The organism is Streptomyces sp. CA-251387 (assembly GCF_050936625.1).
GTDB lineage: Bacteria > Actinomycetota > Actinomycetes > Streptomycetales > Streptomycetaceae > Streptomyces.
On sequence record NZ_JBNJMJ010000001.1, the window covers coordinates 5,982,426 to 5,996,832 of the forward strand.

Annotated in this window: 10 protein-coding genes and 1 pseudogene; 8 read left to right on the plus strand and 3 right to left on the minus strand. The window is 69.6% G+C overall.

The genetic code is table 11. The features are described 5' to 3' along the window. Nucleotides 1–129 precede the first annotated feature (129 nt). Nucleotides 130–717, minus strand: a complete 588-nt coding sequence (locus tag ACQEV2_RS26935; protein ID WP_433054788.1) for a hypothetical protein — start codon at nucleotides 715–717, stop codon at nucleotides 130–132. Nucleotides 718–941: 224 nt separating this feature from the next. On the opposite strand from ACQEV2_RS26935, the gene ACQEV2_RS26940 reads away from it, so the two are divergent. The 3 genes and pseudogenes from ACQEV2_RS26940 (at nucleotide 942) to hutH (ending at nucleotide 4,887) form a co-directional block, all read left to right on the plus strand. Further along, entirely contained in the window at nucleotides 942–1,751 is an 810-nt protein-coding gene (locus tag ACQEV2_RS26940) for an enoyl-CoA hydratase/isomerase family protein (protein WP_433046603.1), read from the plus strand. 273 nt (nucleotides 1,752–2,024) lie between these two features. Further along, nucleotides 2,025–3,173 (plus strand): diguanylate cyclase domain-containing protein, encoded by a 1,149-nt coding sequence (locus ACQEV2_RS26945; RefSeq protein WP_433046606.1) that lies wholly within the window; start codon nucleotides 2,025–2,027, stop codon nucleotides 3,171–3,173. 176 nt (nucleotides 3,174–3,349) lie between these two features. Next, a pseudogene (hutH, locus tag ACQEV2_RS26950) lies at nucleotides 3,350–4,887 on the plus strand (histidine ammonia-lyase). 78 nt (nucleotides 4,888–4,965) lie between these two features. On the opposite strand, the gene ACQEV2_RS26955 reads toward hutH, so the two are convergent. Both ACQEV2_RS26955 and ACQEV2_RS26960 read right to left on the minus strand, forming a co-directional pair. Continuing rightward, nucleotides 4,966–5,727, minus strand: coding sequence for a hypothetical protein (locus tag ACQEV2_RS26955; protein WP_433046609.1), 762 nt, complete (start codon nucleotides 5,725–5,727; stop codon nucleotides 4,966–4,968). A 65-nt stretch (nucleotides 5,728–5,792) separates the two neighbouring features. After that, the gene (locus ACQEV2_RS26960; RefSeq protein WP_433054791.1) at nucleotides 5,793–6,086 is read right to left on the minus strand and encodes an LPXTG cell wall anchor domain-containing protein; all 294 of its coding nucleotides are present in this window, start codon (nucleotides 6,084–6,086) and stop codon (nucleotides 5,793–5,795) included. A 152-nt stretch (nucleotides 6,087–6,238) separates the two neighbouring features. Between ACQEV2_RS26960 and ACQEV2_RS26965 the strand changes: the two genes are divergently transcribed. From ACQEV2_RS26965 to ACQEV2_RS26985, 5 genes are all read left to right on the plus strand, one after another. After that, nucleotides 6,239–6,592 (plus strand): hypothetical protein, encoded by a 354-nt coding sequence (locus ACQEV2_RS26965; protein ID WP_433046612.1) that lies wholly within the window; start codon nucleotides 6,239–6,241, stop codon nucleotides 6,590–6,592. 235 nt (nucleotides 6,593–6,827) lie between these two features. Further along, nucleotides 6,828–8,078 carry a L,D-transpeptidase gene (locus ACQEV2_RS26970; RefSeq protein WP_433046615.1) on the plus strand — a complete coding sequence of 417 codons (1,251 nt, stop codon included), beginning with the start codon at nucleotides 6,828–6,830 and terminating at the stop codon, nucleotides 8,076–8,078. Between the two features lie 191 nt (nucleotides 8,079–8,269). Then, nucleotides 8,270–9,751, plus strand: a complete 1,482-nt coding sequence (locus ACQEV2_RS26975; RefSeq protein ID WP_433046618.1) for an ABC transporter permease — start codon at nucleotides 8,270–8,272, stop codon at nucleotides 9,749–9,751. A 350-nt stretch (nucleotides 9,752–10,101) separates the two neighbouring features. Next, nucleotides 10,102–10,785 (plus strand): ABC transporter ATP-binding protein, encoded by a 684-nt coding sequence (locus ACQEV2_RS26980; protein ID WP_433046621.1) that lies wholly within the window; start codon nucleotides 10,102–10,104, stop codon nucleotides 10,783–10,785. A gap of 266 nt (nucleotides 10,786–11,051) precedes the next feature. Continuing rightward, complete coding sequence (locus tag ACQEV2_RS26985) at nucleotides 11,052–14,285, plus strand: S8 family peptidase (protein WP_433054794.1); 3,234 nt, start codon at nucleotides 11,052–11,054, stop codon at nucleotides 14,283–14,285. Nucleotides 14,286–14,407 lie beyond the last annotated feature (122 nt).

Consider the following 14,407-nt stretch of genomic DNA (forward strand, 5'->3'; position numbering starts at 1 on the left):
CCAAGCGCCGTTGGGGTGGCGGTTGTGTGTCGGCTGCCGGTTCGTTGTGGCTGGTCGCGCCCACGCGGCAGAGCCGCATATCGATACAGCCCCGCGCCCCTTTGAGGGGCGTTGCAGCGCGGGTCGTTGTCAGTCGTCCTTGGCCAGGGGGTCCACGCAGAGGCCGATGACCGGGACGCAGACCGCGTTGTCGTCGGATTGAGTCGGCTCGGGTACCGGGGGATTTGGGGCGGGCCGGGTGGGTGTCGGTGTCGGGGCCGGTTCGCGGCTGGTCGGTGCCGTGGGATGGTGGGTCGGGATGGGCGCCGTGGTGTCGTCTGTCTTGGTGCCGGAGGCGCCGGGGCGTGGTGCAGCCGTGGTGTTCGTGGTCGGTACGACGATCGTGTCCGTCGTCGGTGTCGTGCCCAGGCCGCCCATGGCGTAGGTCGAGGACGGGCTTGGTTTGAGGTGGGGCGGCTCGGGTGTGGCGGCTGCGTCGGTCGCGAGGTCCGTGTCCGTGCCGAGGGCCGGGGTCGGGGCGGAGTCCGCTGCCTCGACGCCGGTGACGTCGGAGTCGGGGGTCAGGCGTACGAGGCTCAGGGCGCCGGCGGCCAGGGCCAAGCCCCCGGCGGCTAGGAGAACCTTGCGCGGGCGGGGGCGGCGGTGGCGGCCGCGGGGGGTGAAGAAGGCGCTCGGCGCTGTTTCTTCCTTCTGCGACTCTTCCGCCGTCACGCCCATCACGTCCCCTCCCGACACGCTCGCGCCCCCAATGCGCCGTGGTGTCGCGCACGTTATGCGCTGTCCTCGGCGGTGCGGGGGGAGTTGCGCGGGATGTCACTCGAACGGGGTGTCGGACCTCGACTCGGGAACCGCGGAATCCCTCGTGGTGGGCCTTTCTCCGGAGGGATCCGGCTGCGATGATCGGGGCGAGTGTTGTTAACCCGCGTTAACCGGAGGGTGTCATGAGTGAGGAGCGGTACGGGGAGTTCGTGGCTGTGCGGCGACACGGTGACGGGGATGTCGGGCATGTCGCGGAGCTCGCCCTCGACCGGCCCAAGGCCATGAACGCCGTCTCGACCGAGATGGCCCGTTCGATCGCGGGGGCGTGCGCGGCGCTGGGCGCGGACAAGAGCGTGCGGGTGGTGGTGCTGACCTCGACGCATGAACGGGCGTTCTGTGTCGGGGCGGATCTGAAGGAGCGGAACTCCTTCAGTGACGCGGACCTGGTGCGGCAGCGGCCGGTGGCGCGGGCCGCGTACACGGGGGTGCTGGAGCTGCCCGTGCCGACGATCGCGGCGGTGCATGGCTTCGCGCTGGGTGGCGGCTTCGAGCTGGCGTTGTCCTGCGATGTGATCGTGGCCGACCGTACGGCTGTGGTGGGGCTGCCTGAGGTGTCCGTCGGGGTCATTCCGGGGGGTGGGGGCACGCAGTTGCTGCCGCGGCGGGTGGGGGCCGCCCGGGCGGCGGAGCTGATCTTCACGGCGCGCAGGGTTGAGGCAGTGGAGGCCCGTGAGCTGGGGTTGGTGGACGTGCTCGTGGAGGAGGGGCGGGACCGGGAGGAGGCGCTGGCCCTGGGCTCCCGGATGGCGACGAACTCGCCGGTGGGGCTGCGCGCCGCCAAGCGGGCGTTGCGGGTGGGGCACGGGCTGGATCTGCGGGCCGGGCTGGAGGTCGAGGACGCGGCGTGGCGGGCGGTGGCGTTCTCGGGGGACCGGGCGGAGGGTGTGGCGGCGTTCAACGAGAAGCGGCGGCCTGAGTGGCCGGGGGAGTAGGGGGCTGAGGGGGCGTTGAGTGGGTGGCGCTGGGTGTTGCCTCGCTGGATTGGCGGGCTGGGTGTTGCGTCGCTGAATTGGTGGGCTTGAGGTTGCGTCGCCGGATTGGTGGGCTTGACGTTGCGTCGCCGGATTGGCGGGGCTGCGTGTCGAGTCGCCAGCTCGGTGGGGCGCCACCCTGACGCCGACACGTCGCCCCTCCCGCAGACTCGCCTGTCACTCCAAGCGGCGCCTCAATGTCCCAGTTCGCCCTAAACCTCCTAGCCTGGAGGGATGGGTGAGGACAGACGGCTCGCTGCCGTGGTGGCGTTGGCGCAGGGGATGGCGGCGGCGCACACCCCGCGTGAGTCCTGGCGGGCGGCTGCGCTCGGGGCGTGCCGGGCGCTGGCCGGGAGCTTTGCCGCGCTGTCGGTGTGGGAGCGGGAGCTCGGGCGGCTGCGGGTGCTCGTGAACGTGGGGGACCGGACTCGGGGGGAGGAGGAGTTTCCGGGCGACGAGGCCTATCCGGTGCATCAGTTCCCGGAGATCACCGAGTTCCTGCACGAGCGGTGGGCTGCCGGGGGTGAGCCCAACGCCTGGGTGGAGACGGCCGACGGGCCGTCCGCCGGTCACCCCGGGTACTGCCACCAGCGGGTGGCCGCGCTACGGCGTCGTGGGCGGGGGTGCTGTGTCGTCGCGCCCATCGTGCTGAACGGGCGGGCCTGGGGGGAGCTGTATGTCGCCCGGTCCGTCGGTACTCCTGTCTTCGACCGGGGTGACGCCGACTTCGCCACCGTGCTGGCCTCCGTCGTGGCCGCCGGGCTCGCGCAGAGCGAGCGGCTGGAGGAGGCCCGGCGGCTGGCGTTCACCGATGCGCTGACCGGGCTCGCCAATCGGCGTGCGGTCGATGTGCGGTTGGAGGAGGCGATCGAGCGGCACCGGAATCAGGGCCTCGTGGTCAGCCTTGTCGTCTGTGACCTCAACGGGCTCAAGCGGGTCAATGACACACAGGGGCATGCGGTCGGGGACCGGCTGCTCGAGCGGTTCGGGTCGGTGTTGTCGCTGTGCGGGGCGATGCTGCCGGGTGCGCTTGCCGCGCGGCTCGGTGGGGACGAGTTCTGTCTGCTCGCGGTCGGGTCGCCTGCGGATGATGTGGTGAAGGCCGCGGACGAACTCTGCCGCCGGGCGGGGGAGTTGGAGCTCGGGGAGGGGGTGGCGTGCGGGGTGGCGTCCACCGAGGACGCGATCGGGCCTGTGCGGTCCGCCCGGCGGCTGTTCCGTCTCGCTGACGCGGCGCAGTATCAGGCCAAGGCCGTACGGGCCGACAGGCCTGTCGTCGCGGGGCGGGAGGGGCCGGACGACCCGGTCGTGCGGCTTGCCGATGCGGAGCCCTCCGGGGAGGGGGCCGTGGAGCGTCGGCGGTTCCGGGGGCGCCTGCCGTGACGGCGCCCCTGCGCTGCGGCGGGGCTGGCCTTTCTCGCCCCCGCCGCCCCTACCCGTCCCATCCTGAAGGGCCTCGTCCTCGAAACGCCGGACGGGCTGGAAGGCGTTGTAAGGGTCGTACCGGGTAGCCACTAGTGACATCTTCGTCTTCACTGCGTACGCTCCTGAATATGGATATGCATACTGTGGTGGTGGGGACGTCCGGGGTCACCGCGTCCGACGTCCTCGCCGTGGCGCGCGGCGGGGCCCGGGTCGAGTTGTCGGCGGAGGCGGTCGCGGCGCTTGCCGCGGCCCGCGAGATCGTGGACGCGCTGGCGGCCAAGCCCGAGCCCGTCTACGGCGTCTCCACCGGCTTCGGCGCCCTGGCGACCCGGCACATCAGCCAGGAGCTGCGGGCCCAGCTGCAGCGCAACATCGTCCGTTCGCACGCCGCGGGGATGGGGCCGCGGGTGGAGCGGGAAGTCGTACGGGCGCTGATGTTCCTGCGGCTCAAGACCGTCTGCTCGGGGCACACGGGCGTACGGCCCGAGGTCGCGCAGACCATGGCCGATGTTCTCAATGCCGGTATCACGCCTGTCGTTCATGAATACGGGTCACTGGGGTGCTCCGGTGACCTTGCTCCTCTTTCGCACTGCGCCCTCACGTTGATGGGGAGGGGGAGGCCGAGGGACCGGACGGGACCGTGCGGCCCGCCGGCGAGCTGCTCGCCGCGCACGGCATCGCGCCCGTCGAGCTGCGGGAGAAGGAAGGCCTCGCCCTTCTCAACGGCACCGACGGCATGCTCGGCATGCTGATCATGGCCCTCGCCGATCTGGACATGCTGTACAAGTCCGCCGACGTCACCGCCGCCCTCAGCCTCGAAGCGCTCCTCGGGACCGACAAGGTGCTCGCGCCCGAGCTGCACGCCATCCGGCCGCACCCGGGGCAGGGCGCCTCCGCCGCCAACATGCTGGCCGTGCTCAAGGGTTCGGGGCTGACCGGGCATCACCAGGACGACGCGCCCCGCGTCCAGGACGCGTACTCGGTGCGGTGTGCTCCGCAGGTCGCCGGTGCCGGGCGGGACACCATGGCGCATGCGCGGCTGGTCGCCGAGCGGGAGCTGGCGTCGGCCGTGGACAATCCTGTCGTGCTGCCCGACGGGCGGGTGGAGTCCAACGGCAACTTCCACGGGGCGCCCGTCGCCTACGTGCTCGACTTCCTCGCCATCGCCGCAGCCGACCTCGCCTCCATCGCCGAGCGCCGCACCGACCGGCTGCTCGACAAGAACCGCAGCCACGGGCTGCCGCCGTTCCTCGCCGACGACGCCGGGGTCGACTCCGGGCTGATGATCGCCCAGTACACCCAGGCCGCCCTGGTGAGCGAGATGAAGCGGCTGGCCGTGCCCGCGTCCGCCGACTCCATTCCCTCCTCCGCCATGCAGGAGGACCACGTCTCCATGGGCTGGTCCGCCGCCCGCAAGCTGCGTACCGCCGTCGACAACCTCACGCGGGTCATCGCCGTCGAGCTGTACGCCGCCACGCGCGCCATCGAGTTGCGGGAAGGGCTCGCCCCGGCGCCGGCCTCGCAGGCGGTCATCGACGCCGTACGGGCAGCGGGGGTGCAAGGCCCCGGGCCCGACCGGTTCCTGGCACCCGACCTCGCCGCGGCCGACGCGTTCGTGCGCGGTGGGGAGTTGGTCGCGGCGGCGGAGAAGGTCACCGGGCCGCTTCAGTGACATGGCAAGGGGCCCTGTCGTACGGCCGACAGGGCCCCTTGCTGCTGAGCGGGTTACTTCCGTCGCGCGGCCTGCGCGTTACTTCAGCTTCGCCGCCTGCGCGTCGATGAGCGCGGCCGGGACGTCGTACGGCTTGTCCGTCATCATCAGGCCGAGGTTCATCGTGTAGTACGTGGCGATCGTGCTGCCGTGGCGCACCACCTCGACGTGCGTGGTGCCCACGTCGCCGTCCTCCAGGTCGCTGACCGCGGTGAACGCCACCGACTCGTCACCGGCTCCGGACGCCTTCTCCGTGGTGAGCTTGGTGACCTTCTGGTCCGTGCCCTGCATGGTGAGGGGGAAGCCCCCGGCGCAGCTCTTCACCGCGTCCGACACGGACTTGAAGGTCTGCTCGGCGCCGTCACCGTCGTACGAGGAGAGGCCGACGACGGTCATGTCGAGGCTCAGCGCCTCGGAGAACGAGTCCTCGAACTCGCCCTCGCTCAGGTCCTCCAGGGACTTGGAGGCCGTGTCGGTGGGCTTCTTCTGCTCGGTGGCCATGACGGCCGTGTTCGACGCGGAGTCGCCCGGCGCCTGGCCGCCCATGGCGTAGGCGAGCGGCCGGCACTGCTCCTCGCTGCTCGTGACCTGTTCCTTGGACTTCGGCAGCTGCTTGCCGGAGGCGTCCACCTTGTACCCGTCGACGTCGCCCCGGGCGATGATCGACTTCTTCAACTCCGCGGAGCTGAGCGCCTTCGCGTCAGAACCGCCGGAGTCGCCTCCGCAACCCGTGACAAGGGCGAGCGACAGCGCGCTCACGGCAACCGTGGCGGCTACACGCACGCCCGATGATCTCTTCATGCGCGGACTATGAAGCCCAGGTGAAAGGATCGTCAAGTGATTTCAAAAACCGGGGCGTTCCGGGCTCAGAACCCGAGGCGTTCCCGGCGCACCGAGTACGCGACGAAGCCCGCGCCCAGCGCGAGGAAGGCGGTTCCGCCGACGACGTACGGCGTGGTGTCGAAGCTTCCGGTGTCGGCGAGCCGGGTGCCGTCCGCGGTCGTGTCCGTGGCCTCGGAGGCGGCCCGCGCCTGCTGCGTGACCTGCGTCGACGGGGCCGCCGACGGCTCCGTTCTCGCCGGCTCCTCGCCCGTTGCGTTGGCGGAGGGCACGAACCACAGGGCGCCCAGCAGGGCCCCCGCGGCGGTGGCGGTCAGCAGCGATCGGCGTGCGGTGGACGACGATCGGTGAGCGGCGGACACGGAATATCGATCCCCTTGTGGTGCTGGCGAATTGGCCGTGTGGGGCGATGTTAGTGAAAGTCGCGGGTCACGGGAAAGTCACGGGCGAGATGAGCCGTACGCTCCGGGGCATGAGTACTCCAGAAACATCACGGTTTGTACGGCTTCGCGTGGAAGTCGTTCTCGAAGTGGACGACGAGGACGCGCTCACCAGGGCCGCACTCCGGCGCATCGCCGGCGACAGCACCATGCCGGCCGACGAACGGGCCCACGCGGAAGGCAGTGTGACGGAAGACACCGCCGAGGCACTCGCCTATCTCGTTGATCCGTTCGACCTGGTCAGCGACGTACCCGGGATCGAGCTCGCCCAGGCCTCCTGGTCCAGTGAGCGCATCGACCACGACCCGGATTCGCCGGAGTGGGACCTCGACGACGATGATGTCGACGAGGACTTCGACGACGAAGCACCGGACAGGGTCGGCTGAGGCGCCTTGGGGAAAACGTGACCCCGGGCGGCAACCGCCGCCCGGGGTTTCGTCGTCTCAAGCTGCGCACTGACCGACATCCGCACCATCCGTCACGGCGGCCTCCGCCACGGCGGACGTGGTGTGCCCCACACATACCAGGTATGTGGAACGGGACGAACCGGTCGTAGCGTTGAAGATTCTTGACGGGGACTCTCGGGGTTTTTGGGATTCGGGAACAATGGAGAAGCGTGTGATGACGAACAGTAAGCGGCGCAAGGGCCTCACGGTCGCGTCCGCACTGCTCGGCGGTGTCCTGGTGCTCTCGGCCTGCTCCGGCGGCGACGACAACGCCTCGGGGAGCGACGGCGGCGACTCCTCGCAGTCCAAGGTCGACGAGGCGGCCGCCAAGAAGACCTCCGAGGCCCAGATCAAGATCACGCCCGAGGACGGCACCGACAACGCCTCCATCAACAACTCCGCCGCCGTCACCGTGAGCAAGGGCACGCTCACCGAGGTGACGATGACGACCGCCGACGGCGCCCCGGTCGAGGGCGAGATATCCGCCGACAAGACCAGCTGGAAGCCCAGCGCCCAGCTGGAGCGCTCCACGACCTACAAGATCGCGGTGGCCGCGAAGGACGCCAAGGGCCTCGAGGCCCATGAGAACGCCTCCTTCACCACCGTGTCCCCGAACAACAGCTTCCTCGGCTACTACACGCCGGAGGACGGCTCCACGGTCGGCGTCGGCATGCCCGTGTCGATCAACTTCGACAAGGCGATCAGCAACAAGGCGGCCGTCCAGAAGGGCATCACCGTCTCCACCACCAGTGGCCAGGAAGTCGTCTGCCACTGGTTCAACGACACCCGCATGGACTGCCGGCCCGAGGACTACTGGCAGGAGGGCGCCACCGTCACCCTGAAGATGGCCCTGGACGGCGTCGAGGGCGCCGACGGTGTCTACGGCGTCCAGCAGAAGACGGTCACCTTCAAGATCGGCCGCAACCAGATCTCCTACGTCGATGCGAAGACCAAGCAGATGAAGGTCACGCAGGACGGCAAGGTCGTCAAGACCATCCCGATCTCCGCCGGTTCCCCGGAGAACAAGACCTACGAAGGCATCATGGTGATGTCCGAGAAGTTCAAGGAGACGCGCATGAACGGCGCGACCGTGGGCTTCACGGACGACGACGGCAAGGGCGAGTACGACATCAAGGACGTGCCGCACGCCATCCGCCTCACCAACTCCGGCACCTTCGTGCACGGCAACTACTGGGGCGCCAAGTCCATCTTCGGCAGCGTGAACACCAGCCACGGCTGTGTGGGCCTGTCCGACACCAAGGGTGCCAACGACAAGGGCACGGCGGGCTACTGGTTCTACAACAACTCGATCCTCGGTGACGTCGTGGTCGTCCAGAACACCGGCGACAAGACGGTCGCGCCGGACAACGGCCTCAACGGCTGGAACATGGACTGGGCGCAGTGGAAGGCCGGTTCGGCCGTCTGACGCGCCGATCGTCCGACGGTGCCGACCGCCTGACGACGCTGCCGCACTCTGTGGCCCCACAGCTGACCCACAGCTGAGCGATGCCGCCCTCAGGGGCGGCATCGGCGTTTCCGGGGGCGGCCTCAGCCTTCTCATCCATCTCTTATTTCGGCCTTATCCCTTCATCACGCGCCGTACCTAGCTTGCGGCGCATGTTCTTCACCTACCTGAGGCGCGAGCTGCGCCGCCGCAGAAAGGCGGCCCTCGTCGTCGCCTCCGGCCTCGCGCTGGGCATCGCGCTGGTCATCGTGGTCAACTCCGTGTCCTCCGGCATGAGCAAGGCCCAGGACAAGGTCCTGCAGTCCCTGTACGGCCTGGGCACGGACATGACCGTCACCAAGGCAGCCGAGCCGGCCGCGAGCAGCTCGGAGCGGCCCCGCTTCCAGTTCGACGCGCGGGACAGCGACTCCGACGACGAGCAGTCCAGCGACCGGGTCATGGTCCAGGGCTTCCAGACGCTGTCGAGCTCGACCGTGACCAAGGTCGGCGCGCAGAGCGGCGTCTCCGATGCCGTGGGCGGGCTGAGCCTTCAGGTCATCAAGGTCAGCGGGCAGTTCACGCGGGGGCAGTTCCAGCAGGACCAGAGCGGCGGGGGCCAGCAGGGCGCGGGCCCCGGACAGGGTGCCGGCGGCACCGGTGGCACCGGGCAGCCGCAGGGCGAAGTGCGCGGCGGGGGCGCCGACTTCGACGTCAACAACTACTCCGTCTACGGCACCGATGTCACCGAGCCGGCGCTCGGGCCGCTGACCTCCTCGAAGATCACCAGCGGGCGTACCTTCAAGACGACGGAGACGAACGCCGAGGTCGTGGTCGCCGACACCTCCTACGCCAAGGAGAAGAAGCTCAAGGTCGGCTCCACCGTCACCGTCAAGGGCACCAAGTTCAAGGTCATCGGCATCGCCACGCCCGACAGCGGGGATGCGGCCGCCAACCTCTACATCCCGTTGAAGCAGGCGCAGACGCTCGCCGACGCGAAGAACAAGGTCACCACGATCTACGTCAAGGCGACCGACTCCCAGCAGATCGACTCCGTCAAGTCGGCCATCCAGAAGAACATCTCCGGTACGACGGTGACGACCTCCGCGGACCTCGCGGACACGGTGTCCGGCTCCCTGTCGACGGCGTCTTCGCTGGCGACCAGTGTCGGCAAGTGGCTGTCCATCGCGGTGCTGGTGGCGGCGTTCCTCGTGGCCGGGCTGCTGACCTCCTCGGCGGTGTCGCGCCGGGTGCGGGAGTTCGGGACGCTGAAGGCGCTGGGGTGGAAGTCGGGGCGGGTGACTCGGCAGGTGGTCGGTGAGGCGGTCGTCAACGGGCTGCTCGGTGGGGCGCTGGGGATCGCCGTCGGTCTGGCGGGGGCGTATGCCGTGACGGCGATCAGCCCGACCCTGCAGGCCCAGTTGGGTGGCGGCGCCGGTGGCGGGATGGGCGGCCCCGGTGGGGGCGGGGGCTTCGGCGGTCCCGCGCGCCAGGCCGCGTCCAGGACGCTGGACGTCGCGCTCACTGCGCCCGTCAGTCTCACGACGGTTGCGCTCGCGGTCGGCCTTGCGGTGACGGGCGGGCTGATCGCCGGCGCGTTCGGCGGCTGGCGAGCGTCACGGCTCCGCCCCGCGGATGCGCTGCGCCGCGTCGAGTAGCTGGCGTCGGCTGCGGCTGGGGGGTGGGTGTCGCTCACCCGCGCCGGCGGGGTGCCGCTGCGCCCACCCGTGCCGCCCCAGCGGCACGACTGCCCGCAGCTACGCAGGCTGTGGCGGCTGCGCGGACTGCGGTGCTCGCGGCTATGCAGGTGCAGCGGCTGCGCGGGCTGCGGCGCTCGCGACTACGCAGGTTGTGGCGGCGGGCGGCTGGCGGGCTACGCCGGCCGCAGCTACGGCCGACGGGACTGCAACCCCCTAGGGGCGCGGGGAACTGCGCGACCAGCCCCCATGAACCCGCAGTCGCAAAACGATCCGATCCACCCCCGAACCCCACCCAGGAGTCACCCACCATGTACGAACTCAAAAGCGTCACCAAGCGCTACACCCGAGGCAAGGAAACCATCGACGCCCTCGACGGAGTCGATCTCACCATCGCCGACGGCGACCGGCTCGTCATCCAGGGCCCCACCGGCGGCGGCAAGTCCACCCTTCTCCAAATGCTCGGCGGACTCGACCGGCCCACCGCGGGTGAAGTCGTTCTCGACGGCACCGACTTGGCCAAGCTCTCCGAAGCCCGGCTGACAAAGGTGCGCAGCGAGAACATCGGCTTCGTCTTTCAGGCCTTCAACCTCATTCCCACCCTCACCGCACAGGAGAACGTCGAGACCGCCCTCGTCCCCCTCGGCGTGAAGCCGAAGGACCGGCGCGAACGGGCCGCCGAGGCGCTGCAGTCCGTCGGCCTCGGTGAACGGCTCACGCATCTGCCGTCCGAGATGTCCGGTGGGCAGCAGCAGCGCGTCGCCATCGCCCGCGCACTCGTGAAGCAGCCCAAGGTGCTGCTCGCCGACGAACCCACCGGAAACCTCGACGAGTCGATGCGCGACGAGATCATGGACGTACTCGAACGCATGTGGAAGGAACTGGGGTTGACCTTCATCATGGTCACCCACGACTCGGCGATCGCGAAAAAGGCCCCCAGGGTGGCGACCATCCGCAAGGGACGGATCAGTGTCAAGGAGAACGCGGGAGCGTAACTCGACGAGTTTGTAACGGAGTTCACGCCGTTGCGTAACAGTCGGCAGGTGCGCTTCTCATCTCCTTCTCATGTATTGAGGTGCCTGATCACCCCTCGGCATACTGCGTATTCCGGGGGGTGACGCGCACGCGCACGGGACCTCCCCCGGCCGGGTGAACGGGAATTCGCCCGGACCTTCTGCAAGGGGGAAACTTGCGCAGACAAGTCAAAAGAGCATGCGCGGCCACTGTCGCCACGGCGGCCGCCGTCGCCCTCGCCGCGGGAATGACCAGCCCGGCGTCGGCCGAACCGGAGCAGCGCCCGTCCGGCACCGCTCCCTCGTTCACGTCCCCCCACCGCATCACCCTGATCACGGGTGACCGGGTCTCCATCGACTCCAAGGGCCGGGTCGTCGGCCTGGAGCGGGCCAAGGGACGCGAGCACATACCCGTACAGATACGCAAGGCCGACGGGCACACGCTCGTGATCCCGGCCGACGCGGCCCGGCTGGTCGCCACCGGCAAGCTCGACCAGCGGCTGTTCGACATCACCGAGCTCAACAAGTCCGCGACCCGCACCTCCCAGGCCAAGGGCCTGAAGGTCATCGTCGGCTACCAGGGCGCCGCCGCCGGCACCAAGGCGGACGTCCGGGACGCGGGCAAGCTCCGCCGGACCCTGAAGTCCCTGAACGCGGACGCGGTCCAGACCCCGCACCAGGACGCCCCCGAGCTGTGGGACGCGCTCACCAACGGGCACAGGACGGCCTCCGGCATCGCGCACGTCTGGCTCGACGGCGTCCGCGAGGCCAGCCTCGACAAGTCCGTGCCGCAGATCGGCGCCCCCAAGGCATGGGAGGCCGGCTACGACGGCAAGGGCGTCAAGATCGCCGTCCTGGACACCGGCGTCGACGCGACCCACCCGGACCTCAAGGACCAGGTGATCGCGGCCAAGAACTTCTCGCCGGCCGCCACCGCGGAGGACAAGGTCGGCCACGGCACGCACGTCGCGTCCATCGCGGCCGGCACCGGCGCCAAGTCCGGCGGCAAGTACAAGGGCGTCGCACCGGGCGCCGACATCCTCAGCGGCAAGGTCCTCGACGACCAGGGCTTCGGCGACGACTCCGGCATCCTGGCGGGCATGGAGTGGGCGGCCGAGCAGGGCGCCCAGGTCGTCAACCTCAGCCTCGGCGGGCAGGACACGCCCGACGTCGACCCGCTGGAGGCGGCGGTCAACAAGCTGTCCGCCGAGAAGGGCATCCTCTTCGCGATCGCGGCCGGCAACTCGGGCCCGCAGTCGGTCGGTTCGCCCGGCAGCGCGGACGCCGCCCTCACCGTCGGCGCCGTCGACGACAAGGACAAGCTCGCCGACTTCTCCAGCACCGGCCCGCGGCTCGGCGACGGCGCCATCAAGCCGGACGTCACCGCGCCCGGCGTGGACATCACGGCCGCCTCCGCCAAGGGCAGCCTCATCGAGCAGGAGGTCGGCGAGAAGCCGGCCGGCTACCTGACCATCTCGGGTACGTCGATGGCGACCCCGCATGTCGCGGGCGCGGCGGCGATCCTCAAGCAGCAGCACCCGGACTGGACGTACGCCGAGCTCAAGGGCGCGCTGACCGGTTCGGCCAAGGGCGGCAAGTACACGCCGTTCGAGCAGGGTTCGGGCCGTATCCAGGTCGACAAGGCCATCAAGCAGACCGTGATCGCCGACCCGGTGTCGGTGAGCTTCGGTGTGCAGCAGTGGCCGCACACCGACGACACGCCGGTCACCAAGGCGCTGACGTACCGCAACCTCGGTACGAAGGACGTCACGCTCACGCTCTCCGCGACGGCGACGAACCCCAAGGGCCAGGCGGCTCCCGCGGGCTTCTTCAAGCTCGGCGCGACGAAGGTGACGGTCCCGGCGGGCGGCAAGGCGGCCGTCGACCTCACCGTCAACACCAAGCTGGGCGGCACGCTCGACGGCGCCTACTCCGCGTACGTGACGGCGACGGGTGACGGGCAGAGCGTCCGTACGGCCGCCGCGGTGGAGCGCGAGGTGGAGTCGTACGACGTCACCGTCAAGCACATCGACAAGGACGGCAAGCCGGCCCCCGACTACAACACCGCCCTGTTCGGCTACACCGGCCTGGCGACGGACCGCGCCTACCAGGTGCCGCTCGCCGCGTCCGGCACGACGAAGATGCGGCTGCCCAAGGGCACGTATCTGCTGGACGCCTGGATCGCCAAGGACTGGGTGAACTTCGAGGGCGGCCTCGACTGGCTGGTCCAGCCGAAGCTGAACGTCACCAAGAACACCTCGGTGACGATCGACGCCCGCACGGCCAAGGCGGCCGACATCACCGTGCCGGACGCGCAGGCCAAGCAGACGTTCGCCGGCAGCAACTACTTCTACGACGCGGCGGGCGTGGGCGTCGCCTTCGCCCTCACCTCGTTCGCCGACCTGCGCATGGCACACGTCGGCCCGGAGATCGCCAGCGGCCTGAGCCAGACCTGGAACGGGCAGTGGACCAAGGGCGACAACGCCGAGTACGACGTCGCCACCACCGCCAAGGTCAAGAAGATCAAGGGCGACAAGGTCCGCCACTTCAAGGCGGACGAGCTCGCCAAGGTGAAGAACAACCTCGGTGCCCCGACCCCCGGCAAGACCGGCTCCCTCCTGCCCCTGGGCATCTTCCCGGAGGACGCCGCGCTCGGCACCCCGATCGAGCAGAAGCTGCCCGGCTCGCGGACGGTGTACCTGTCGACGTCCGACAAGATCCAGTGGACGTTCGACTTCATGCAGTACGCCGGCAAGGACGCGGACGGCATCCCGATCATCGACGCGGGTTACAGCCTGGGCGACCCGCAGACGTTCAAGGCGGGCCAGAGCTACTCGAAGACCTTCAACACGGCGGTCTTCGGCCCGCACCTCAACAAGTACTTCGGCCTGTTCCGTGAGGGCAACGACATCTACGGCTCGCTGCCGCTGTTCGCCGACGCCAACAAGCACGCGGGCTCGTCCGACTTCACCTCGGTCACCACGAACCTGTACCGCAACGGCACCAAGATCGGCACCAACCAGGACCCGCTGTTCGGCGAGCCGTTCACGGTCCCGGGCGCGGAGGCCGAGTACAAGCTGACGACCTCGGTCAAGCGCAGCACCAAGGTCGCGGCCGCCTCCACGCGGATCGACGCGAGCTGGACCTTCCGCTCCAAGAAGTCGGCCGATCTGGTCACGCTCCCGGCCTCCACGGTCCGCTTCAACGCGAAGACGGGCCTGGACAGCCGGGTCGAGGCCGACAAGACCCAGACCTTCCCGGTCACCGTCGTGGGCGCGGCGGCGGGCAGCAACCTCAGGTCGCTGCACGTGTACGTGTCGTACGACTACGGCCAGACCTGGAAGAAGCTCGAGGTCAAGGACGGCAAGATCACCGTGAAGAACCCGGGGAAGGGGAAGGCCGTCTCCTTCCACGCCAAGGTCGCCGACAAGAAGGGCAACAAGTCGACGGTCTCGATCTACAACGCGTACTACGGCAAGTAGGCCGTACGGCGCCGAGCGGGCCCTGAGTTCCTGGGGGCCCTGAGGGCGAGCCCCGCCGGAGGTGCAGCTTCCGGCGGGGCTTTGCCGTGCGGTGCGGGCGTCAGTCCGCCGCCGCACCACTG